At 62.6% G+C, this 23,947-nt stretch carries 19 protein-coding genes; 8 read left to right on the top strand and 11 right to left on the bottom strand.

Annotated elements, in window-relative coordinates:
* Positions 1–157: 157 nt before the first annotated feature.
* The gene (rpsA, locus tag ATY75_RS02660; protein WP_003571265.1) at positions 158–1,861 is read left to right on the top strand and encodes a 30S ribosomal protein S1; all 1,704 of its coding nucleotides are present in this window, start codon (positions 158–160) and stop codon (positions 1,859–1,861) included.
* 75 nt (positions 1,862–1,936) lie between these two features.
* Here the strand turns inward: rpsA and ATY75_RS02665 are convergent, their stop codons facing one another.
* The 3 genes from ATY75_RS02665 to ATY75_RS02675 form a co-directional block, all read right to left on the bottom strand.
* Positions 1,937–3,490, bottom strand: coding sequence for a hypothetical protein (locus ATY75_RS02665; RefSeq protein WP_088936364.1), 1,554 nt, complete (start codon positions 3,488–3,490; stop codon positions 1,937–1,939).
* Positions 3,491–3,721: 231 nt separating this feature from the next.
* Entirely contained in the window at positions 3,722–4,348 is a 627-nt protein-coding gene (locus ATY75_RS02670; protein ID WP_088936365.1) for a ribonuclease D, read from the bottom strand.
* 104 nt (positions 4,349–4,452) lie between these two features.
* Positions 4,453–5,262, bottom strand: coding sequence for a MerR family transcriptional regulator (locus ATY75_RS02675; RefSeq protein ID WP_088936366.1), 810 nt, complete (start codon positions 5,260–5,262; stop codon positions 4,453–4,455).
* A 166-nt stretch (positions 5,263–5,428) separates the two neighbouring features.
* On the opposite strand from ATY75_RS02675, the gene ATY75_RS02680 reads away from it, so the two are divergent.
* Positions 5,429–6,709: a 4-aminobutyrate--2-oxoglutarate transaminase gene (locus tag ATY75_RS02680; protein WP_088936367.1), complete on the top strand. Its 1,281-nt coding sequence runs from the start codon at positions 5,429–5,431 to the stop codon at positions 6,707–6,709.
* Positions 6,710–6,772: 63 nt separating this feature from the next.
* Positions 6,773–8,254, top strand: coding sequence for an NAD-dependent succinate-semialdehyde dehydrogenase (locus ATY75_RS02685; RefSeq protein ID WP_088936368.1), 1,482 nt, complete (start codon positions 6,773–6,775; stop codon positions 8,252–8,254).
* A 45-nt stretch (positions 8,255–8,299) separates the two neighbouring features.
* Here the strand turns inward: ATY75_RS02685 and ATY75_RS02690 are convergent, their stop codons facing one another.
* A complete protein-coding gene (locus ATY75_RS02690; RefSeq protein WP_064841221.1) occupies positions 8,300–8,509 on the bottom strand; it encodes a SlyX family protein in 210 nt (69 codons plus the stop codon).
* 181 nt (positions 8,510–8,690) lie between these two features.
* On the opposite strand from ATY75_RS02690, the gene uxaC reads away from it, so the two are divergent.
* Together uxaC and ATY75_RS02700 are read left to right on the top strand one after the other, a co-directional pair.
* A complete protein-coding gene (gene uxaC, locus ATY75_RS02695; RefSeq protein ID WP_088936369.1) occupies positions 8,691–10,106 on the top strand; it encodes a glucuronate isomerase in 1,416 nt (471 codons plus the stop codon).
* Positions 10,103–11,560: a mannitol dehydrogenase family protein gene (locus ATY75_RS02700; protein WP_088936370.1), complete on the top strand. Its 1,458-nt coding sequence runs from the start codon at positions 10,103–10,105 to the stop codon at positions 11,558–11,560. The genes uxaC and ATY75_RS02700 overlap by 4 nt, the downstream gene beginning before the upstream one ends.
* 305 nt (positions 11,561–11,865) lie before the next feature.
* Here the strand turns inward: ATY75_RS02700 and ATY75_RS02705 are convergent, their stop codons facing one another.
* The 7 genes from ATY75_RS02705 to ATY75_RS02735 form a co-directional block, all read right to left on the bottom strand.
* The gene (locus ATY75_RS02705) at positions 11,866–14,316 is read right to left on the bottom strand and encodes an FAD-dependent oxidoreductase (protein WP_088936371.1); all 2,451 of its coding nucleotides are present in this window, start codon (positions 14,314–14,316) and stop codon (positions 11,866–11,868) included.
* Positions 14,317–15,192 carry a phosphotransferase gene (locus ATY75_RS02710; RefSeq protein WP_088936372.1) on the bottom strand — a complete coding sequence of 292 codons (876 nt, stop codon included), beginning with the start codon at positions 15,190–15,192 and terminating at the stop codon, positions 14,317–14,319. It lies immediately after the preceding gene.
* Between the two features lie 65 nt (positions 15,193–15,257).
* Positions 15,258–16,334: a sn-glycerol-3-phosphate ABC transporter ATP-binding protein UgpC gene (ugpC, locus tag ATY75_RS02715; protein ID WP_088936373.1), complete on the bottom strand. Its 1,077-nt coding sequence runs from the start codon at positions 16,332–16,334 to the stop codon at positions 15,258–15,260.
* A gap of 31 nt (positions 16,335–16,365) precedes the next feature.
* Positions 16,366–17,463 carry a Gfo/Idh/MocA family oxidoreductase gene (locus ATY75_RS02720; protein ID WP_190241306.1) on the bottom strand — a complete coding sequence of 366 codons (1,098 nt, stop codon included), beginning with the start codon at positions 17,461–17,463 and terminating at the stop codon, positions 16,366–16,368.
* Positions 17,463–18,341, bottom strand: a complete 879-nt coding sequence (locus ATY75_RS02725; RefSeq protein ID WP_049731318.1) for a carbohydrate ABC transporter permease — start codon at positions 18,339–18,341, stop codon at positions 17,463–17,465. The genes ATY75_RS02720 and ATY75_RS02725 overlap by 1 nt, the downstream gene beginning before the upstream one ends.
* Before the next feature lies 1 nt (position 18,342).
* Entirely contained in the window at positions 18,343–19,302 is a 960-nt protein-coding gene (locus ATY75_RS02730) for a sugar ABC transporter permease (RefSeq protein WP_049731319.1), read from the bottom strand.
* A 6-nt stretch (positions 19,303–19,308) separates the two neighbouring features.
* The gene (locus ATY75_RS02735) at positions 19,309–20,595 is read right to left on the bottom strand and encodes an ABC transporter substrate-binding protein (RefSeq protein WP_049731320.1); all 1,287 of its coding nucleotides are present in this window, start codon (positions 20,593–20,595) and stop codon (positions 19,309–19,311) included.
* 201 nt (positions 20,596–20,796) lie between these two features.
* Between ATY75_RS02735 and ATY75_RS02740 the strand changes: the two genes are divergently transcribed.
* The 3 genes from ATY75_RS02740 (at position 20,797) to ATY75_RS02750 (ending at position 23,920) form a co-directional block, all read left to right on the top strand.
* Positions 20,797–21,474 carry a TetR/AcrR family transcriptional regulator gene (locus tag ATY75_RS02740; RefSeq protein WP_088936375.1) on the top strand — a complete coding sequence of 226 codons (678 nt, stop codon included), beginning with the start codon at positions 20,797–20,799 and terminating at the stop codon, positions 21,472–21,474.
* Positions 21,475–21,604: 130 nt separating this feature from the next.
* Positions 21,605–22,753 (top strand): Gfo/Idh/MocA family oxidoreductase, encoded by a 1,149-nt coding sequence (locus ATY75_RS02745; protein ID WP_088936376.1) that lies wholly within the window; start codon positions 21,605–21,607, stop codon positions 22,751–22,753.
* A 3-nt stretch (positions 22,754–22,756) separates the two neighbouring features.
* Complete coding sequence (locus ATY75_RS02750; protein ID WP_088936377.1) at positions 22,757–23,920, top strand: dihydrodipicolinate synthase family protein; 1,164 nt, start codon at positions 22,757–22,759, stop codon at positions 23,918–23,920.
* Positions 23,921–23,947: the final 27 nt, after the last annotated feature.

Here is a 23,947-nt window from a genome sequence, read left to right on the forward strand (position 1 = left end):
CTCAGACGCATGGATCGCTTTTCATACAGCAGCCTGAAATTCCGTCCAAGCGCCGGATTGCCTTCGTGAAAGAGGGCGGACTGGGTTCAGGCCCGTTCAACGCAAACCAACCGGCGCATACGTGTCCGCTTCCTATCCAGGACACGCAGGAGATTTTATGTCAGTAGCAACTCCCTCTCGCGAGGATTTCGCGGCCCTTCTGGAAGAGTCCTTTGCCAAGAACGATCTGGCCGAAGGCTATGTTACCAAGGGTATCGTCACGGGCATCGAAAAGGATGTCGCCGTTGTCGACGTCGGCCTGAAGGTCGAAGGCCGCATCGCGCTCAAGGAATTCGGCGCCCGCGCCAAGGATGGCCAGCTCAAGGTTGGCGATGAAGTCGAAGTTTACGTCGAGCGTATCGAAAACGCGCTCGGCGAAGCCGTTCTGTCGCGCGAAAAGGCTCGCCGCGAAGAGAGCTGGGTCAAGCTCGAAGCCAAGTTCGAAGCCGGCGAGCGCGTCGAAGGCGTGATCTTCAACCAGGTCAAGGGCGGCTTCACGGTCGACCTCGACGGCGCGATCGCCTTCCTGCCGCGTTCTCAGGTCGATATCCGCCCGATCCGCGACGTTACTCCGCTGATGCACAACCCGCAGCCCTTCGAAATCCTCAAGATGGACAAGCGCCGCGGCAACATCGTGGTTTCGCGCCGTACGGTTCTGGAAGAATCCCGTGCCGAGCAGCGTTCTGAAATCGTTCAGAACCTCGAAGAAGGCCAGGTTGTCGACGGTGTCGTCAAGAACATCACCGATTACGGTGCGTTCGTTGACCTCGGCGGCATCGACGGCCTGCTGCACGTCACCGACATGGCATGGCGCCGTGTGAACCATCCGTCGGAAATCCTGAACATCGGCCAGCAGGTCAAGGTTCAGATCATCCGCATCAACCAGGAAACCCACCGCATCTCGCTCGGCATGAAGCAGCTCGAGAGCGATCCGTGGGATGGCATCCAGGCCAAGTATCCGGAAGGCAAGAAGATTTCCGGTACCGTCACGAATATCACCGACTACGGTGCATTCGTCGAGCTGGAGCCGGGCATCGAAGGCCTGATCCATATCTCGGAAATGTCCTGGACCAAGAAGAACGTTCACCCCGGCAAGATCCTGTCCACGAGCCAGGAAGTCGAAGTCGTCGTTCTCGAAGTCGACCCGTCCAAGCGCCGTATTTCGCTCGGCCTCAAGCAGACGCTGGAAAATCCGTGGGCAGCATTCGCCCGCAGCCATCCGGCCGGCACTGAAGTCGAAGGCGAAGTCAAGAACAAGACCGAATTCGGCCTGTTCATCGGTCTCGACGGCGACGTCGACGGCATGGTGCACCTCTCCGACCTCGACTGGAACCGTCCGGGCGAACAGGTCATCGAGGAGTTCAACAAGGGTGACGTCGTCAAGGCCGTCGTTCTCGACGTCGATGTCGAGAAGGAACGCATCTCGCTCGGCATCAAGCAGCTTGGCAAGGATGCGGTCGGCGACGCCGCTGCTTCGGGCGACCTGCGCAAGAATGCAGTCGTTTCCTGCGAAGTCATCGCGGTCAACGACGGCGGCGTCGAAGTGAAGCTCGTCAACCACGAGGACATCACTTCCTTCATCCGTCGCGCCGACCTCGCCCGCGACCGCGACGAACAGCGCCCCGAGCGCTTCTCGGTCGGCCAGGTCTTCGATGCCCGCGTCACCAACTTCTCCAAGAAGGACCGCAAGATCATGCTGTCCATCAAGGCTCTGGAGATTGCGGAAGAGAAGGAAGCCGTTGCTCAGTTCGGTTCGTCCGACAGCGGCGCTTCACTCGGCGACATCCTGGGCGCAGCGCTCAAGAACCGCGGCGGCGAATAAGCTCGCATCCGCCTTTGAATTGAAGAACCCGCCGGAGCGATCCGGCGGGTTCTTCATTTTCAGGCGGTAAAGATGTTACTCCCAGCCGACCATGCGCTGATAGAGCGCGTAAACAGGGTCGGCGGCCGCGCCGGACTGATAAGGCGTCGGCTCGGCATCGATCATCCTCGGCGTCCTGCGCTGAGGCCCCGCACTGGCTGCTTCGGCATCGGCCGCCGCATCTCCGGCGCCGGACTGCGCCTGCTGCTGATCTTCCTGCTGCTGGTCTGGCGGCGCCTCATCGTGATGATGCGGATTTTGGTGGCTGGTTTCACCGGCCTTCTCGTTCGACGGGACATCCTTGGCAAACTGATAGGGCAGCTGCGTATAGGCAAATCCCTCCGGTATCCTTGCCGCGAGCGGTACATAGGCGGCCTCGACCGTCTCGGGAAGCGGCATCATTGGCGGCGGCGCGGCAGTCTCTTTCGGCTGGCGGGCAGCCACGATCTCCGTTTCCACCGGCGAGGCGCGCGGGGCTGCGGCGGCGCGCGCATCGGGCGCTGCGGGTTCCGCCGGCTGCCGGATCAAGGTTTCGGTTGCATCGCTGATGACGGCATCGTCGAGGATCGTATCGATCTCTACGGCCGCTTCGACGGGACCATCCTCCGGCACGGTTTCGGCGTCCTGCTCGCGGATGATGGTGACGATCAACTCGGAGACCTCTTCGGTCATCGAAGCGACAATTCCCGTCCAGTTTCTCGGAATGACGGGATCGCCTTTTTCCGGCGCGGCGCGAGGCTGAGCCGCAGGCGCCTCGGGCGCTTCCTGCCCGTCCTCGGCCGCTGCGATCTCGGTCGGCAAGCCTAGCGCAGCGTCGATCTCCTGTGGCTCGGATTCTTCCAGCGCGACCTCGCTTGCCGCTGCCGACGCGGATTGAGCCCGGATTTCGGGCCGAGGCGTCTCCGGATCGGCTGCTTCCACGGGCTCGGCGATGACCGCTTCCTCGGCGGTCGCCAGCGCCGTGGCCTCGATCAGCGCACTGGCCGGCGCGGACAGCGTGTCTGCCGGCTGGCGCATGGCGGCAGGCGAATGATTCTCATGCAGCTGGATCTCCGGCCGGGCTTCGGCGCGCATCGGCGAAGCGTCGTTCTGGCCATAGGAGCGCATAACGGCGCGGGCGGCGAGATCGCGATCCTTGTAGCGGACGATTTCCAGATAGGCGACGATGCGCGCCGCCTCCGGGCCCGCGGGGTTCTTCAGCGCTGCGGCGATCATCCGAAGCGGCAAGCTGTGGCCTTGCTCGGTGAGTTGGCGCTCGACTTCGTCGATCCTGGCGGCCGGCAGCCGCTGGATGGCATCGGCAAGCCGGGAGGCGAAGGCAAGATTGCTCTCGTCCTCGCCGCGATCCAGCGAGAGCGCGCGGCCGGCCGCATCGATGGCGTCGAAAAGGGCTTCGACCATGCGCTCACGTGCGGCAAGGAGCAGGATATTGAGCTTGCCGGCAATGGCGGAATTGAGGTCGGCGGCTTCGACGGGATTGACAGGCGCCGGTGCGATCACGGAACGACCGAGGCCGCCGGCGACGATTGCCGCAGTCTGGCCTTGGGACGAAAAGCTTGCATTGGACGCTGCACGAACGGGAGTCAACATGGCATGCTCCTTTCGTAAAGTGACGATGAAAGCAGGCTCTATAAAAGGACCGTGATCATCCGGCCCCCTTGCATCCCAGCAGATCCTCCCATCCGCATGACGCAGTACCGGCGTCATCGAAATGCATAAATATTAAGGGGAATTTTAGAAAAGAGGCGTTAACGAATCGCTAACGGCCGCAGACACGCCAGTCCACGGCCTTTGTCTATCTGCGTGTCGCAGCTGCTTTACTCAGCTATGGGCGAAGATATCGGCCTCTTCCCAGCCGAGCAGGTCGAGCTTGGCGCGGGTCGGCAGGAATGCGAAGCAGGCCGTCGCATGGTCGAACCGCCCGTCGCGGAGCAGGCGTTCCGTCAGCTTGTCACGCAATGCGTGGAGATAAAGCACATCGGAAGCGGCGTACTCGAGCTGGGCCGGCGACAGCGTCTCGGCCGCCCAATCGGACGATTGCTGCGCCTTGGAGATATCGACGTCGAGCATCTCCTTGAGATTGTCCTTGAGACCGTGGCGATCCGTATAGGTGCGGATCAGGCGCGATGCGATCTTGGTACAGAAGACGGGGTTCGTCGTGACACCGAAAGTGTGGAAGAGCACGGCAATATCGAAGCGGCCGTAATGGAAGATCTTCTGATGGGTCGGATCTTCGAGCAAAGCGACAAGATTGGGGGCCTCTTTCTGGCCGGCGGCGATGCGGATGACGTCGGCGGTGCCGTCACCCGGCGAAAGCTGGACGACGCAGAGCCGGTCCCGGCGCGGCACTAGGCCGAGCGTTTCGGTATCGATGGCGACCGCGCCGGTGTAGCGGGCGGCATCGGCCGCAGATATATCGCCTTCGTGATAACGTATGGTGGCGGCCATGAGACTGTCTTTCGTTCGGATGTCAGGCTGAACCGGCCCGAGATCGGGTCTTAGCGCTATAGCGCAAAGCGGCAATAGGCGAAACCGCTTCCTCCGCGGATGGGTCAGAATGTCGGCGGCGTGTTGATCCAGAGCAGCACGGTTTCGCCATCGTGGCGGTTGCGCCAGGAATGGTAGCGGCGGCTTTCGAAGTAAAGTGAATCGCCGGGTCCGAGATCGAAGAATTGATCGCTGTCGAGCACCAGTTCGAGCCGGCCGGACAGAACGTGCATGAACTCCTCGCCCTCGTGACGATAGGCGCCTTCGCTGGCAGCACCCGGCGCCAGCACGAAACGATGGCAATCCATCATCCTGCGGCCTTCGGCAAGCAGCTGCACCGTAACGCCCGGCGTCGTTTCCGGCCAATTACGCCATTCGCCTGAGCGCACCACAGCCGATCCATCCTCGGTTTCCTCCCCGGAGAGGCGGGAAACGGTGGTGCCGTAATACTCGGCGAGGTCATGCAGCGTCTTGAAGCTGACCCCCTGCGAGGTGCGCTCCAGGGTCGAAAGGGTCGAAGCGGTGATGCCGATGTCGCCGGCCACCTGATCCAGCGTCTTGCTGCTCGCGTGCCGCAGGCTGCGCAGCTTGCGGCCGAGGCCGGTGCCCTGGCTTGTCTCCGCGCCATCGGCGGACGGCTCCTCGGCCTCCAGCGCCTCGCGGATGGCCGCGGGATTGAGGCCGCGCTCGACACGATACCAGGAGATGCGCTTCAAGCGCGCCAGATCGTCGGCGCTGTATTGCCGATGGCCGGTTTGCGAACGGCCGGGAACGAGCAGACCCTGGCTTTCCCAGAGCCGCAGCGTCGAAGCCGAAACGCCCGCCAACCGCGCGGCCTCGGCCACCTTGTAGCGTACAGGCCCGCTATCATTCATCCGAAATATCCCTGATTCCAATCGCGTGCGAGCATTCATCAAAACACGTGATGTTTGAAGCAAAAAATGGCTCTTGTTTTCTTACAGGAAAAATGTAGGAATTTCGATAGCGATTGCAGAATTTCTGCAAGATAATTCCAGAACCCTTTCAGCCAGGAGCGCATCGATGACCGCGACAAGCCTTACCGACCGGAAGAACGCCGCCATTTCCCGCGGTGTCGGCATGACGACCCAGATCTATGCCGACCGTGCGGAGAATGCCGAGATCTGGGACAAGGAGGGCCGCCGCTATATCGATTTCGCGGCCGGCATCGCCGTTCTCAATACCGGACACCGTCACCCCAAAGTCATCGCGGCCGTCAAGGATCAGCTCGACCATTTCACCCATACCTGCCACCAGGTTGTTCCCTACGAAAACTATGTCAGTCTTGCCGAACGGTTGAACGCGCTGCTGCCGGGCGCCTTCGAGAAGAAGACGATCTTCGTCACCACGGGCGCCGAAGCGGTCGAAAACGCCGTCAAGATCGCGCGTGCGGCCACCGGCCGCTCGGCCGTCATCGCCTTTGGCGGCGGCTTCCATGGCCGAACCTTCATGGGCATGGCGCTGACCGGCAAGGTCGTGCCCTACAAGGTCGGCTTCGGCGCCATGCCGGGCGATGTGTTCCACGTTCCTTTCCCGGTCGAACTGCACGGCGTCACCGCCGATCAGTCGCTTGCGGCGCTGAAGAAGCTCTTTGCCGCCGATGTCGATCCGCAGCGGGTCGCGGCCATCATCATCGAGCCGGTGCAGGGCGAAGGCGGTTTCTACGCCGCCCCCGCCGCCTTCATGAAGGCGCTGCGCGAACTCTGCGACCAGCACGGCATCCTGCTGATCGCCGACGAGGTGCAGACCGGTTTTGCCCGCACCGGCAGGATGTTCGCCATGGATCATCACGAGGTGGCGGCCGACCTGACGACGATGGCAAAGAGCCTTGCCGGCGGCTTTCCGCTCGCCGCCGTCACCGGTCGCGCCGAGATCATGGACGCGCCCGGACCGGGCGGTCTCGGCGGCACCTATGGCGGCAATCCGCTCGGCATCGCCGCCGCCCACGCCGTGCTCGACGTCATCCAGGACGAAGATCTCTGCGGCCGCGCCAACCAGCTTGGCGGACGGCTGAAGCAGCGGCTGGAATCGCTGCGCGAGACGGTGCCCGAGATCGCCGATATCCGTGGCCCTGGCTTTATGAACGCCGTCGAATTCAACGACCGGACGACGGGATTGCCGAGCGCCGATTTCGCCAACCGGGTGCGGCTGATTGCACTCGACAAGGGGCTGATCCTGCTCACCTGCGGCGTCCACGGCAACGTCATCCGCTTCCTCGCGCCGATCACCATCCAGGACGAAGTTTTCGGCGAGGCGCTCGACATTCTCGAGGCCTCGATGCTGGAAGCGACTTCGGCCAAGTGACGCGACGGGTATCGGATTACAACGGCTGCCGGCAACAGGCAGCCGCTCCCAAGGAGATATGACATGGCTTTCACCACCGCCCTGACAAGGCACGTTCCCTTCTCTTCGCCGTTCCTGCGCGCTGCCGGCTATGTCAACGGCGTCTGGACATCGGGCGATGCCTCAAAGACCTTCGACGTGCTCAACCCGGCAACGGGCGAGCTGCTCGCTTCGCTGCCCGATATGGGGGCTGCCGAGACGCGGGCGGCGATCGATGCAGCCTATGCCGCCCAGCCGGCCTGGGCTGCCCGCCCGGCCAAGGAGCGCAGCGCCATCCTGCGCAAATGGTTCGACCTGATGGTCGCCAATGCCGACGCGCTCGCCGCGATCCTGACCGCCGAAATGGGCAAGCCTTTCGCGGAAGCGCGCGGCGAGATCCTTTATGCCGCGTCCTATGTCGAATGGTACGCCGAAGAAGCCAAGCGAATCTATGGCGAGACGATCCCCGCGCCTTCGAATGACAAGCGCATGATCGTCATCAAGCAGCCGGTCGGCGTCGTCGGCACGATCACGCCGTGGAATTTCCCGGCGGCGATGATCGCCCGCAAGATTGCGCCGGCACTGGCCGTCGGCTGCACGGTCGTCTCAAAGCCCGCCGAGCAGACACCGCTGACGGCAATCGCCCTTGCCGTGCTCGCCGAACAGGCCGGCATTCCCTCAGGCGTCTTCAACCTCATCGTCGGCGTCGACGGCCCGGCGATCGGCCGCGAGCTGTGCGGCAACGACAAGGTGCGCAAGATCAGCTTCACCGGCTCGACGGAGGTCGGCCGCATCCTGATGCGGCAATGCGCCGACCAGATCAAGAAGGTGAGCCTGGAGCTCGGCGGCAACGCGCCGTTCATCGTCTTCGACGATGCCGATCTCGACGCCGCGGTCGAGGGCGCGATCGCCTCCAAATACCGCAATGCCGGCCAGACCTGCGTTTGTGCCAACCGTCTCTACATCCAGTCGAGCGTCTATGACGCCTTCGCGGCCAAGCTTGCCGCCAGGGTCGCCGCAATGTCGGTCGGCGACGGCTTCCAGCCGGGGGTCGAGATCGGGCCGCTGATCGACGAGCAGGGCCTTGCCAAGGTGGAAGACCATGTCGGCGACGCGCTTGCCAAGGGCGCCAAGGTGCTGACCGGCGGCAAGCGCATCGACGGCGCCGGCACCTTCTTTGCCCCGACGGTGCTGACCGGTGTTGTTCGCGGCATGAAGGTGGCGCGCGAGGAAACCTTCGGGCCGGTGGCGCCGCTCTTCCGTTTCGAGACGGCCGAGGATGTCATCGCTCAAGCCAATGATACGGAATTCGGCCTTGCCGCCTACTTCTATGCCGGCGACCTGAAGAAGGTCTGGCGGGTGGCCGAAGCGCTGGAATATGGCATGATCGGCATCAATACCGGCATCATGTCCTCCGAGACCGCGCCCTTCGGCGGCATCAAACAATCCGGCCTCGGCCGCGAGGGCTCACGCCACGGCGCCGACGACTATCTGGAAATGAAATATCTCTGCATCGGCGGCGTCTAAGACCATTCCGTGAAAACAGTGCACGCGGCAGACAGCCGCGTGCCGTCAATAATGCGGCGGGCGGGTGATACCAGGCGCCTCCAGCGACTGTTCCTCGAGCGACAGGAAACGTTCGGTCAGCCGGTCGAGCTTGGTGCGCATCTGTTCCACGATCTTCCATTGCTCGGTCAGTTGATCGGAAAGCTCCTCGATCGTCTTTGCCTGATGGGCCAGCATTTCCTCCAGCCTGGTGATGCGGTTCGTCTCGTCGGACATTGATCCTCCTTTGCCGAAACCGGCAGTACAGATGGTTCTCCCAAAGCGGAAATAGGCCGCTTCGTCAATGCTTTCGAGGGCCCGCGCCGCCGCCTGCAAAAACCGAACCGTTCAGTTACTAAAAGACCTTGCCGCGCCTGATGTTGTGGGGTAGGCCCTTATCCATCAGGGAGGAATACTGATGGATGTAGGAAACGGCTTTCTTCATCCGGACCGGCTCTTTCCGGCCGACCCGGCAACACGGACGATCGCGCGCGACCTCTATGAGACGGTGCGCAATCTTCCGATCGTCAGCCCGCACGGGCATACAGAACCGTCCTGGTTCGCCGACGACAAGCCCTTCGAAGATGCGGCCTCGCTGCTGGTCATTCCCGATCACTATCTCTTCCGGATGCTGCACAGCGTCGGCGTTCCCCTGGACGCGCTCGGCGTGCCGCGGCTCGACGGCAAGCCGGTGGCAGCGGGGCGGACGATCTGGCGGACCTTTGCCAGGCATCATCATCTCTTCCGCGGAACACCGTCGAGCCTCTGGGTCGACCACGCGATGTCGGCCGTGCTCGGCTGCCCCGAGCCGCTGACATCAGACAATGCCGATGCGCTCTACGACCATATCAATGCTCAGCTCGCCCTTCCCGAATTCCGCCCGAGAGCGCTGCATCAGCGATTCGGCATCGAAACGATCGCGACGACCGAGGGCGCGCTCGACCCGCTGACGCACCATCAGAAGATGGCGGCCGACGGCTGGATCGGCAGAGTGCGCACCACCTACCGGCCGGACAGCGTCACCGATCCGGATGCGGTCGGCTTCCGCGACAATCTCGTCAAGTTCGGCGAGATCACCGGCGCTGACGTGACGCGCTGGGAGGGCCTGATCGAGGCGCATCGGCGCCGGCGCGCCTATTTCCGCCAGTTCGGCGCCACCGCGACCGATCACGGCGTGCCCACAGCCTTCACCGCCGATCTGCCGCTTGCCGAAAAGCAGGCGCTGCTCGACAAGGCGCTGAAGGGACCGCTTTCTGCTCAAGATGCCGAGCTTTTCCGCGGCCAGATGATGACGGAGATGGCCGGGCTTTCGGCCGAGGACGGCATGGTGATGCAGATCCATGCGGGGTCGCGGCGCAACACCGACAGTGGGTTGTTTGCGACGCGCGGGCCCAATATGGGCTCCGATATTCCAACCCGCACCGACTGGGTCGGCGGCCTGAATGCGCTGCTTTCCAAATACGGCCATGCGCCGGGGCTGCGGGTGCTGCTCTTCACGCTCGACGAGACGACCTATGCGCGCGAGATGGCGCCGATGGTCGGCCATTGGCCCTGCCTGATGATCGGCCCGCCCTGGTGGTTCCACGACAGCCCGCTCGGCATTCGCCGCTATCTCGACCAAGTGGTGGAAACGGCAGGCTTCGCCAATATGGCCGGTTTCAACGACGATACGCGGGCGCTGCTTTCGATCCCGGCGCGGCATGATGTCTGGCGCCGCGAAGTTTGCCGCTTCCTCGCCGGGCTTGCCGCCGAGCACCGGATTTCCAAGAGCGACGCCGCGATCGTGGCAGGCGAACTTTCCTATGGCAATGCGAAGAAGGCCTACAAGCTGTGACCGAACGACTGCAGACCCTTTCCGGCCTCGCCCCGACGGCGAAGCTTCCCGCCTATGACCGCAGCCGGCTGAAAAGCGGCATCCTGCACCTAGGCCCCGGCGCCTTCTTCCGCGCGCATTTCGCGCCGTTCACCGATGGCGCGCTCGCGGCCGCAGGCGGCGACTGGGGCATCGAGGTGGCAAGCCTGCGCACACCCGATGTCGCCGACAATCTGAGTGCCCAGAACGGGCTTTATACGACGCTGATCCGCGACACCTCGGGCACGACCGCCGAGGTGATCGGCTCGATCCTGAAGGCGCATGTGGCGCCGCGCGATCCGGCCGGACTGCTGGCCCGGCTCGAAGATCCCGCGATCCGCATCGTCAGCATGACGGTGACGGAAAAAGCCTATGGTTTCGATCCGGCAACCGGCGGCCTTGACCTCAAACATCCCGATATCGTCGCCGACCTCGCCGACCGGCATGCGCCGCGCGGCGTCATCGGCTATCTCGTCGAAGGCCTTGCCCGCCGCCGGCAGAAGGGCATTGCCCCGTTTACGCCGCTCAGCTGCGACAACCTGCCGAGCAACGGCACTGTTCTGAAGCGCCTGGTGCTCGAATTCACCTCCCGCATCGATGCCGATCTGCATCGCTGGATCGAAGCCAATGTGCCCTTCCCGTCGACGATGGTCGACCGCATCACGCCGGCCAGCACCGAGGCGACCTATGCCGATGCCGAGCGGCTGACGGGCCGCACGGATATGGCGGCGATCGAGACCGAGCCCTTTACGCAATGGGTCATCGAAGACCATTTCGCCAATGGCCGGCCGGCCTGGGAAAAGGTGCGCGGCGCGCTGATGGTCGAAGATGTCTCGGCTTATGAGAAGATGAAGCTCCGGATGCTGAACGGCGCCCATTCGCTGCTCGCCTATCTCGGTTATATCGGCGGCTATGAATTCATCCGCGACGTGATGGACGATGCCGCCCTGGCAGCGCTGGCCTATCGCCACATGCATGCGGCGGCGAGAACGCTCGATCCGGTCCCCGGCATCAATCTCGACGATTACGCCAACGAATTGATAGCCCGCTTTGCAAACAAGGCGATTGCCCATCGCACGTATCAGATCGCCATGGACGGCACGCAGAAACTGCCGCAGCGGCTGCTGGAACCGGCGTGCGAGGCGCTGGCCCATGGTGACCGGGCGGAGACCTATGCGATCGCCGTTGCGGCGTGGATGCGCTATGCGATCGGCGAACACGGCAATGGCGAGCGCTTCGAGCTGCGCGACCCCCGGGCCGCGGAAATCGCCGCGCTGATCGCCGATGTCCCGCGCACCGGCCCGGCGATTTCGGCGGCGCTGTTCGCCCTGCCCGGACTTTTCCCGAAGGCTTTGACGGAACATCGGGCCTGGGCGCAGGATGTGTCGGACAAGCTGGAGATTTTGATCCAGGATGATCGGCTGCCGTTGTTTTGAGAGTTGAAGATTCTCTAACGCAGCCTCTATCTCTTCCTCCGGCACGCCTTGCTCTAACTTAGCGAGAGCTGGCAAGGCGCGTGCTACACGTCCCTTCTCCCCAGCGGGGAGAAGATGCCGGCAGGCAGATGAGGGGGTGAGCGGCAAGGTCGCGAATGCGCTGAGCGCAAGCGAAGGCAATGGATGGCGTGCCGTGTGGCCCCCTCATCCGACCCTTCGGGCCACCTTCTCCCCGCTGGGGAGAAGACGGAGCCAAGTCGCGACCGTCCGCTTTGACGCAGAGGCGCAAATCTACGCCGCCCCCATCACGCCTTCACCCGCACCATATCCGGATCGTAGAGCGGCGCCAGCGACACCTTGCAGGGGATGCGCTCCCTGGCGACATCGAGTTCATAGGTGCCGGAGAGGACGAAATCCTCCGTCACGCCGTCGGCATTGCGGACATAACCGTAGCCGATCGGCTTGCCGAGCGTGTAGCCGAAGCCGCCGCTCGACAGCCAGCCGACGCGCTTGCCGTCGCGATAGATCGTTTCGCGGCCGAGCAGCACGGTATCGGGATCGTCGGGCACGAAGCAGGCGAGGCGCTTCTTGACGCCGTCCGCAAGCTGCCGTTCGATCGCCTCACGGCCGCGGAAGGGAATGTTCTTTCTGGTCTTCACCGCCCAGCCGAGGCCGGCCTCAACGGGCGTGTGATCGGGGCCGATATCGGAGCCCCAGGCGCGATAGCCTTTTTCCAGACGGCAACTCTCGATGGCGCGGTAGCCGGCATTGACGAGGCCGAACTCGCCGCCAGCAGTCATCAATACGTCATAAACCGTGGTCGCATATTCGATGGGGACATGCAGTTCATAGCCGAGTTCGCCGACATAGGTGATGCGCAAGGCCCGCACCGGGCAGCCCGAAATGCCGATGGTTCTGACCTGGCCGAAGGGGAAGGCCGTATTCGAGACGTCGCTTCCCGTCACCTTTTCCAGCACGGCGCGTGCATTCGGTCCCATCAGCGACAACACTGAGTAGGCTGAGGTGACATCGACCAGTTCGGCATGCATCTCCTCCGGAATATTGCGGGCGATCCAATCGAAATCGTGGGTGGCGAAACCGGTGCCGGTGACGATGTAATATTCGTTCTCCGCGACGCGGGCGACGGTCAGGTCGCATTCGATGCCGCCCTTGTCGTTCAGTATCTGCGTGTAGATCAGCGATCCCACGGGTCTTGCGACATCGTTGGCGGCGATCCAGGAGAGCGCCGCCTCGGCATCCCTGCCCTTCAGCACAAATTTGGCGAAGGAGGTCTGATCGAAGATGACGGCCGCCTCGCGCACCGCCTTGTGCTCGCGGCCGACGGCCTCGAACCAGTTCTGCCTGCCATAGCTGTAGACGTCCTTCGGTTCCTCATTGGCGAAGAGATCGGCAAACCAGTTCGGCCGCTCCCAGCCAAGCTTTTCGCCGAAACAGGCGCCCTGCGCCTTCAATCGGTCATAGAGCGGCGACTTGCGGCAAGGGCGGCCGCTTGCATGCTCCTCGAAGGGCCAGGCCATGGTGTAGTGTTTGCCATAGGCTTCGAGCGTGCGGGTGCGCACCCAGTCGGTATCGAAGTGCGGACGGCCGAAGCGGCGGATATCGACCGGCCAGAGATCATAGGGCGGCTCGCCCTTCGTCACCCATTCGGCGAGCGCCATGCCGGCGCCGCCGGCCGAGGCGATGCCGAAGGCGTTGAAACCGGCGCCGACGAAGAAGTTCTTCAGCTCCGGCGCCTCGCCGAGAATGAAATTGCCGTCCGGCGTGAAACTTTCCGGGCCGTTCAGCAGCTGCTTGACGCCGACATTCTCCAGCGCCGGAACGCGGCCGAGCGCCTGCTCCATGTTCTGCTCGAAATGGTCGAAATTGCTGTCCAGCAGCGTGTAGTGGAAACCTTCGGGGATGCCTTTCTCCGCCCAGGCGATCGGGTTCGGCTCATAGCCGCCCATGACGATGCCGCCAACCTCCTCCTTGTAATAGGTCAGGCGATCGGGATCGCGCAGGGTCGGCAGGTTGGAGGGCACACCGAAAGATTCGGTGATGATATATTGATGCTCGACCGAGACCAGCGGCACGTTGACGCCGAAGCGGGCAGCGAAGGCGCGCGTCCATTGGCCGGCGCAGACGACGACGCGCTCGCATTCGATACGGCCCTCAGCGGCAATGACGGCACGGATCCTGCCCTTGTCGATCTCGAGATCGAGGACTTCGGTATCCTCGAAGATCGAAACGCCAGACATGCGGGCGCCTTTTGCCAGCGCCTGGGTGATGTCGGAGGGATTGGCCTGGCCGTCGGTGGGAAGGAAGGCGGCGCCGACGAGATCGTCTATCGTCATCAACGGCCAGAGATCGAAGGCCTCCTGCGGCGTCAGCAATTGCATTTCGAGACCGAAGGACTGGGCCGTGGTTGCCTGGCGCTTGACTTCGGTCCAGCGCTCCTCATTGCAGGCAAGACGCAGGCCGCCATTCATCTTCCAGCCGGTGCCGAGGCCGGTTTCTTCTTCCAGCCGCTTGTAGAGATCGACGGAATAACCGAGCAGCTGGGTGATGTTGGCGCTGCTGCGCAACTGGCCGACGAGGCCGGCGGCATGAAAGGTGGTGCCCGACGTCAGCTTCTTACGTTCCAGCAAGACAGTATCGGTCCAACCGAGCTTGCCGAGATGATAGGCTGTCGAGCAGCCGATAATGCCGCCGCCGATGACCACGGCTTTCGCCGTCTTCGGTAATTGTCTCGTCATTTATCGATCCTGTTCAAAGGCTTGGTAGGCGCGTTCGAAACGCGCGAGATTTTCGGCGGTATAGGCGGCATAGTCGAATTGGATGGTGGAATGGATTTCCGAAATCATGCTCCACAGCGTTTCGCGCAGCAGCGAGGCGCATTTCATCGCGCGATAGCGCCGGCTGAGATCCGATGTCAGCGGCCGATCGAAATAGGTCTCCAGCATCATCTGCTCGCCAGCTTCCGAGAACTCGTTGTTGGAGGCCAATCCGCCGAGATCGAACAGCGGCGTGTTGAAGCCGGCATAATCCCAGTCGATCAGCCAGAGCCGCTTGCCGTCGTCGAGAAAATTGGCCGCCAGCAGATCGTTGTGGCCGAAGGCAATGTCGAACGGCCCTGCCGCTTGTTCCAGCGTCTCGGCCCTGCCGATCAGCGCCGGCAGCAATGGAAGATAGGGGCTGCCCGACTCCTTCAGGCTGGCGGCGTAGTCGCGGATGACGTGGAAGACCCAAAAGATCATCGCCTGGCCGCGGAGATGCCGGGCGATGTCGTGATGGCAGGCGCGCACCAGCGGAACGATCCGGGCGAGCATATCAGGCGTCCTGACATCCTCCGGGCAAAGCGCCCGCGCTTCGATATAATCGAGCACCAGCACGCCGGGCGAATGGTGGATGACGGCAGGCGATATGCCGGCAGCATGCGCCGCGCGGCTTGCAGCAAGCTCGTTCTGGCGGCTGATGTGATGGATCGGAATATCGGTGCCGAGTCTCACCACGCAGCGCGCGACGGCATCGCTGACCAGATAGTTCCGGTTGGTGATGCCGCCTGAGATCGGCGAGATTTCGATCGGGCCCTGCCAAATGCCGAGCGCATGAATCCTATCTTCAGGCGTCATGCATCATCCCCCATCACCTTCTCGAAATGATGGGGCAGAGCAGGATCGGCTGTCAAGCAGGGCGGTTAGATGGTCTTTCCAGCGGCGTCGAAGACGTGGCAGCGGGCCGGATCGAAGAAGGTCTTCACATTGGCGCCGCGCTCGACCTTCTGCTGGCCGTCGAGGGCGATCGTCAGCAGTTGGCCATCCGGCGTCGTGGTGTAGAGCATGGTGGCGCCGCCGAGATTTTCGACGAGATCGACGTTGACGGTCGACAGCGTGATGGCGCCCTCCGTGAGCGAAAGATGCTCGGGACGGACGCCGAAGGTGACGTCCTCACCGGCTTGCCCTTTCAGCCGGCGCGGCAGGCGGACGGAATTGCCGCAGACATGAATGCTGGTTTCCGTCTCGCCGACCTCTTCGATGCGGGCCTTGAGGAAATTCATCTTCGGGCTGCCGATGAAGCCGGCGACGAAGCGGTTGGCCGGATTGTTGTAGAGATCGAGCGGCGCGCCGACCTGCTCGATGCGGCCGGAGTTGAGCACCACGATCTTGTCGGCCATCGTCATGGCTTCGACTTGGTCATGGGTGACATAGATCATCGTGTTGCCGAGCTGCCGGTGCAGGCGGGAGATCTCGACGCGCATCTGCACCCGCAGTTCGGCGTCGAGGTTCGACAGCGGTTCGTCGAACAGGAAGATACGCGGCTCGCGCACGATCGCCCGGCCGATGGCCACGCGCTGGCGCTGGCCGCCGGAGAGCGCCTTCGGCTTGCGCTCCAGGAGTTTCTCGATCTGCAGGATTTCGGCGGCGCGTTTGACCTTCGGCTGGATCTCGGCCTTCTTATAACCCGCCGTCTCCAGACCGAAGGCGAGGTTCTTGTAGACCGACATATGGGGATAGAGGGCGTAGGACTGGAAGACCATGGCAATGCCGCGCTTGGCGGGCGCCACCTCGTTCATGCGCTCGTTGTCGAGCAGCAGCCCGCCGCCCGATATTTCCTCCAGACCGGCGATCATGCGCAGAAGGGTCGATTTTCCGCAGCCGGAGGGACCGACGAAAACGACGAATTCGCCGGGATCGATCGTCAGGTCGATGCCATGGATCACATCCATCGCGCCGTAGCGCTTCTCGACCTTCTGAAGAACGACACTGGTTGCCATCTTCTCAAAACCCCTCTCGTTTATTTATCGGTTACTTCGTTCTTGCGCGCCAATCGGCGTATTTCGGACTGTCGGGGCCGACCGGCAGCGGCACTTCGGCGCCGCTGTCGGAAGACTGGTAGATGGCGGTGACGAGTTCCAGCGCCCGGCGCGCATCCGCCGTCGTCACCGGCAGCGGCCCCTGGCCGCTGAGGAAGGCGTGGAACTGGCCCATCTGGGTGGTAAACCGGGGGGCGACCGGCTGCCAATCGCTGACCACCCGGTCGATCTTTTCCCGGACGTCGTCATTGGCGGCGATGATCTTCCAGGGGTCCTTGCCCGGCGTATAGGGCTCATGGCTGCTTTCGAAGGTCACATTCTCGAAATGCAGCCTCAGCCGGCTCAACTGTTCCTGCGAACCCAGCGTGCAGGACAGTGAGACGAAGGCGCCGCTTTCCATCAGCAGGCTAGCGGAGGCGCAATCCTCGACCTCGATATCGTTGACGCGGGTGGCGACCCGGCCGAAGACCCTTGCCGCCGGGCCCATCAGGTGCATCATCATGTCGTGCAGATGCAGCGCATGGGTGACGAGCACGCCGCCGAGTTCGGTCGCCCATTTGCCGCGCCAGGGCACGGCATAATATTCGGGTTTGCGCAGCCAGAAGGTTTCGACCGAGGCCGTATAGGCTTTGCCGGCAATACCGGCGTCGATGATCCGCTTGGCCTTCTGGATGCCGTCGCCGTAGCGATACTGGAAGATCGGCATCAGCACGCCTTTGGCGGCTTTCTCCGCTGCCATGATGGTATCGACGGCCGCGAGCGAGCCGGTCAGCGGCTTTTCGCAAACGACATGTTTGCCAGCGGCAAGGGCAGCCACGACCTGCTCCAGGTGCACCCCGGGCGGGGTGCAGATGTCAATGATGTCGATCGTGTCGTCGGCAAGCAGCTCGGCAAAGGAGGTGGTGCGCCGTTCGATGCCGAACTCATCACCGACTGCCGCCAGCCGCTCTGCGTTCAGGTCACAGATCGCCACGACCTTGAATTTGTCGGCATGCGGCAGATAACCCTCGACAATGTGGGAGCGGCCGATGCCGCAGCCGACGATCGCGACCGTTCTGATGCTCATGTCGCTGTTTCCCGTGACCGCCATCAACGCTTCATGCCCGTCGTGGCGATGCCCTCGATCAGCAGGCGCTGGAAGAACAGGAAGAAGAAGAACACCGGCACGAGCGTCAGCGTCGACATGGCGAACAAGCCGCCCCAATCCGAGGCGCTGGTGGAATCCACGAAGGTGCGCAGGCCGAGCTGGATCGTATAGGTGTTCATGTCGTTCAGGTAGATCAGCGGACCGAAGAAATCGTCCCAGGTCCAGATGAAGGAGAAGATGGCAGCCGTCGCCAAGACCGGCAGCGACAGCGGCAGCATGATCTTCCAGTAGATGCGCCAGGCGCTGCAGCCGTCCATCATCGCGGCTTCGTCGAGTTCGCGCGGGATGCCGCGGAAGAACTGCACCATCAGGAAGATGAAAAAGGCATCGCTTGCCAGGAACTTCGGCACGACGAGAGGCAGGATGGTGTTGACCCAGCCGAGGTTGAGGAAGAGCACATATTGCGGGATCAGCGTCACGTGATAGGGGATCATCAGCGTGCCGAGCATGATCGCGAACCAGAAATTCCGGCCGGCAAAACGCAGCCGGGCAAAGGCAAAGGCCGTCAGCGAACAGGCGATGACATTGCCGGTCACCACCAGCAGCGAAATGACGAGCGAATTCCAGAAGAACCGGCCGAAGCTGACATCGAGGCCAACCCAGCCGCGCGCATAGGAGGAGAAGTCGATCGACGACGGAATAAGCGAGGTCGATGAGAAGATCTCGGTCTCCGGCCTGACCGATGCCGAAACCATCCACAACAGCGGATAGACCATCAGAAGCGATGCGGCGATCAGCAGAGCGTGGATGATGAGCGACGCCGGCAGGCTGCGTTTGGTGATATCCGATGGCGGCCGGGCCGCAGTGACGGAAGCGGTCATCTCAGTCATCGTAATGCACCCAATAACGCGAGGTCAGGAAGGAGAAAGCGGTGAAAACGGCGATGATCAGCACCAGGATCCAGGCGAGCGCCGAGGCATAGCCCATGCGGAAGTTGCCGAAGGCCTCCTGATAGAGGTAGAGCGTGTAGAACAGCGTCGAGTTGATCGGACCGCCTGTGCCGCCTGAGATGATGAAGGCGGGTGTGAAGGCCTTGAAGGCATCAATGGTCTGGACGACGGCATTGAAGAAGATCACCGGCGTCAGAAGCGGCAGGGTGATCTTGTAGAATTGCCGGAATTTCGAGGCGCCGTCGAGGCTTGCGGCCTCATACATATCCTGGGGAATCTGGCGCAGGCCGGCGAGGAAAATAATCATCGGCGAGCCGAACTGCCAGACCGACAGAGCCACTAGCGTATAGATCGAATAGTTCGGATGCGAGATCCAGCTCGGACCTTCGATGCCGAATTGCGAGAGTGCGGCATTGACGAGACCATCGCTGGCGAAAAGCTGGCGCCAGAGCACGGCGATCGCCACGCTGCCGCCCAGCAAGGAAGGGAGGTAGAAGATGGCGCGATAGAAGGTCAGTCCGCGCAGGCCGCGGTTCAGCGCCATGGCGACCAGCAAGGCGAAGGTCAGTTTGAACGGCACCGAGAAGACAACATAAGTCAGGGTGACGTGCATGGCGGCCGAGAATTTCGGATCCGCCGTGGCGATGCGCACGTAATTCGCCATTCCCACCCACCGCGGCGACTGCAGCATGTCGAAGTCGGTGAAGGAGAGGTAGAGCGAAATCAGGGCCGGCCCGAGCGTCAGCCCGAAAAAGCCGATAAGCCATGGCAGGAGGAAGAGATAGCCGGGAGCATTGGCATTCCAGAGACGCCGGAAGCGTCCTTCGGCCACGGCCCCCTGATATCTTTCCACATTTATGGCCCCTGCGGGCGTGCGCATCGCATTGCTCATACGGGATCAGCCTCGTGCGAGAATCTGCGTGATTTCGGTGACCAGCTGTTTGCCGCCGTCGGCAGGAGACAACTGTCCGAAACCGACCTGTTCGGCGATGTTTCGCAGCATCAGCTCGCCTTCACCGGCGCCGGCCGGCGGCGGCGGCGGCAATTTGCCGGCGAGATCGCCGAGACCGCTGACATAGGCCAATGCGACCTTACCGTTCTCATCGAGCTTCGCCGCGACGACCTCGCGCATGGCGGCCGATTCCGGAATGCCGCGCTCGACATCCAGGAGCAGCACTGCCTCGGGATTCTTGACGAAGAAGTTGATGTAGTCCACGGCCAGGTCGATCGCTTTCGACTGGGCCGAAACAGAGAAGAACATCGAAGGCTTGCGATAGTGGCCGCCCTTCGAATCCGCCTTGATACGCATATAGTTGGTCAGCGCCAGCTTGTCCTTGTTCATGGCCTGATAGGCAACGAACTGATTGGAATGGGCAAAACCGGCCGCAGATTTGCCGAGCGACACTGTGTTCGTTTCGATATCGTTCTTGTCGAGAGCCTGGATATCGGCGGGAACGCAGGCGCCGGCTTCACGGAACTTGGCCCACATATCGTACCATTCCGATGCATCGTCCACGCCGAAGCCGATCTTGCCGTCGGCGGTATAGAGCGCCTTGCCGCGCTGACGCAGCCAGTTTTCGAACAGAGGTTCGCCGCCGCTGCCGTCAGCGAGGCCGAACATACCCTTGCGCTTGCCGGCCTTGGTGATCTCGGCGCCCATGCGGGCGAACTCGTCCCAGGTGGTCGCCTGCGTCGGCAGATCGACCCCGGCCTCCTTGAAGGCGGTGGTATTCAGAACCGTCGCGGCCGAATTCGCGCCGAGGCTGACGCCATACAGATGACCGTCGACGCTGCCGCCATCGATCTGCGCCTTGTCGAAATCGTCGAGGTTGAGCTTCGCCGGCATGTAGGATTCAAGCGGCGCAAGCGCGCCGCGACGCGCGTACTGAACGATATAGCGGTAGTCCATCTGGATGACGTCAGGCGCATTGCGGCCGGCGACCTGGGTCGCAAGGCGCGGCCAGTAATCGCCCCAACCGAGGAATTCGCCGGTGATCGAGGTACCGGCATTCTTCGTCTGATAGAGCTGGGACACCTTGTTGGTGCGGTCGGCGCGCGGCTGCGAGCCCCACCACAGGAGGCGCAAGCGCTGTTCCTGTGCAAAAGCGCTGGTTCCCAGCGCCGAGAGTGAAAGGAGCGTGGCCCCTCCCGCAACGAAATTACGTCTGCTTACACGTAGGCTCATTTTTTCCTCCTCCAAAGGGAAGCGCCTCCACACGCTTCCAACCAGTTACTCTTGCATAAATAACTAATTGGTTACAAGCTACGAGCAAAGCGGCAAGCGTGTCAAGCGGGTGTCGGTTCTTGGCGGCCGCCCTTTTAAATTCGGTTTTTACAATTTCGCACCGAAGGCTTATGAGCGCAACATGCGAGAGGGAGGGGAACGATGAACGACAGCGGCGAAAACGGGGAGAAGAGAAAATCCCGGCGTCCTTCTCAGGAACGCACGGCCCAGCGCGATCCGGAGCGGACGCGCGCCGCGATCCTTGAGGCGGCCACGCGGGAGTTTGCCGAAAACGGCATGGGCGGAGCCCGCGTCGACGCCATCGCCGAGCGCGCCGGCACCAATAAGCGCATGCTCTACCATTATTTCGGCGACAAGGAGCAGCTCTATCTCCGCGTGCTCGAAGAAGCCTATGTCGGTATCCGCACCGCCGAACGCGCGCTGCATATCGGTGACCGCAGCCCGGAGGAAGGCATCGGGGAACTGGCACTCTTCACCTGGCGTTATTTTCTCCAGCATCCGGAATTCCTCAGCCTGCTCGGCACGGAAAACCTGCATCGGGCCCGGTGGCTGCGCCAGTCCGTTCGGCTCAAGGAATTGCATTCGCATCTGATCGGCGAGCTTTCTGATGTGCTCGAGCGGGGAAAGAAGCAAGGCGTCTTCGTCGAGACCGCCGATCCGCTGCACGTCTATCTGACGATCGCCTCGCTCGGCTATTTCTATCTGTCCAACCAGTACACGCTTTCGACGATCTTCGGCCGAGACCTGATCGAGCCGAACCATCTCAATGCCTGGGAAAGACATATCGTCCATGTGACGCTCGCCTCGATCAAACACTGAATTCCGAAATCAGGATTTGACTATTGACAGCCTCGCCGCTCTTCTGCCATCAAGTAACTGTTTAGTTACCGGCTTGGGAGGGCCGGGCCGAATGCCCGCTCCCGCCGTAAAAGATTCCAGGGAGGAAAAAATGGCACGCTTGGGGATCATCTTGCACGGCGTTACCGGCCGCATGGGCTATAATCAGCACCTGGTGCGGTCGATCCTCGCCTTCCGCGACCAGGGTGGCATCACGCTGAAATCGGGCGAGAAACTGGAGATCGACCCGATCATCGTCGGCCGCAACGGCGCCAAGATGGAAGAGCTGGCGAAGAAGCATAACATCCAGCGCTGGTCGACCGATCTCGATGCCGCTCTCGCCAATCCCGACGACACGATTTTCTTCGACGCCGGCACGACGCTGATGCGCGCCGAGCTGCTGTCGAAAGCGCTCGACGCCGGCAAGCACGTCTATTGCGAAAAGCCGATTTCCGACGATCTGCAGGTGGCGATCGACCTTGCCCGCAAGGCGCGCCGCTCCGGCCTCAAGCACGGCGTCGTGCAGGACAAGCTCTTCCTGCCCGGCCTGCGCAAGCTGGCGCTGCTCAAGGATTCCGGCTTCTTCGGCAAGATCCTCTCGGTGCGCGGTGAATTCGGCTACTGGGTGTTCGAAGGCGACTGGGGCGTGCCGGCCCAGCGCCCCTCCTGGAACTACCGCAAGGGCGACGGCGGCGGCATTATCCTCGATATGCTCTGCCACTGGCGCTATGTGCTCGACAATCTGTTCGGCGAGGTCAAGGCGGTTTCCTGCCTCGGCACCACGCATATTCCGCAGCGCATCGACGAGCAGGGCAAGCCCTATGACTGCGATACCGACGATGCGGCCTACGCGACCTTCGAACTCGAAGGCGGCGTGATCGCGCAGGTCAATTCCTCCTGGGCGGTGCGTGTGCGCCGCGACGATCTTGTCACCTTCCAGGTCGACGGCACCCATGGTTCGGCCGTCGCCGGCCTGACGAAATGCTGGAGCCAGCACCGCGTCAACACGCCGAAGCCGGTCTGGAACCCCGACCAGCCGCAGACGATCGACTTCTACAAGACCTGGGACGAGGTTCCGGATACGCAGGCCTTCGACAACGGCTTCAAGGCCCAGTGGGAAATGTTCATCCGCCATGTCGTCGAAGATGCGCCTTGGCCCTATGGGTTGGAAGCCGGCGCCAAGGGCGTGCAACTGGCCGAGCTCGGCCTGAAATCCTGGGCCGAGCGCCGCTGGCTCGACGTTCCCGCACTGGAGTTCTGAGCCGTGACGACGATCAATCTCCCCCTCGACGGCAAGATCGTTCCCTATACGCTGACCGGCACGCCGATCGAACTGAAGAAGCGTGAGGCCAAGGACTTCCCGCGCATCGCCTTTGCCGCCGCCCATGTCGTCGCCGATCCGCTTGCCGACAACGACCCCTGGCTGACGCCGGCGATCGACTGGGACCGGACGCTCGCCTTCCGCCACCGGCTTTGGGATCTCGGCCTCGGTGTCGCCGAAGCGATGGACACGGCGCAGCGCGGCATGGGCCTCGGCTGGCCGGAGGCGCGCGACCTCATTCGCCGGGCGCTCGGCGAGGCGGCCGGGCGCAAGGATGCGCTGATCGCCTGCGGCGCCGGCACCGACCATCTGGTGCCTGGACCCGACGTGACCATCGACACCATCCTCAAGGCCTATGAGGAGCAGATCGAAACGGTGGAGGCGGCCGGCGGCCGCATCATCCTGATGGCGAGCCGGGCGCTTGCCGTCACTGCCAAGGGACCGGACGATTATATAAGGGTCTACGACCGCATCCTTCGCCAGGTCAAGGAACCCGTCATCATCCACTGGCTGGGCGAAATGTTCGACCCGGCGCTGGAAGGTTATTGGGGCAATGGCGACCACCTGAAGGCGATGGAGACCTGCCTTGAAGTGATCGAAGCCAATTCCGCCAAGGTTGACGGTATCAAGATCTCGCTGCTTTCCAAGGAGAAGGAAGTGACCATGCGCCGGCAGCTGCCGAAGGCCGTGCGCATGTATACCGGCGACGATTTCAACTATGCCGAGCTGATCGCCGGCGACGAAGAAGGCCATTCCGACGCATTGCTCGGCATTTTCGATGCGATCGCGCCGGCAGCGTCGGCTGCGCTCGACGCGCTCGGCCGCAAGAGCAACCATGAATTCTTCGATCTGCTCGAGCCGACCGTGCCGCTGTCGCGTCACATCTTCAAGGCGCCGACCCGCTTCTACAAGACCGGCGTTGTCTTCCTCGCCTATCTCAACGGCCTGCAGGACCATTTCACCATGGTCGGCGGCCAGCAGAGCACGCGCTCGCTCACGCATCTGGCTGAACTCTTCCGCCTGGCCGACAAGGCGCGGGTGCTCGCCGATCCGGAACTCGCAACGGCGCGCATGAAACAGGTGCTGGCCGTCCACGGCGTTCACTGATCTCAGGCATGGCGATGGGAGGAGAAT

The organism is Rhizobium sp. N122, from assembly GCF_002211295.1.
Classification (GTDB): Bacteria; Pseudomonadota; Alphaproteobacteria; order Rhizobiales; family Rhizobiaceae; genus Rhizobium.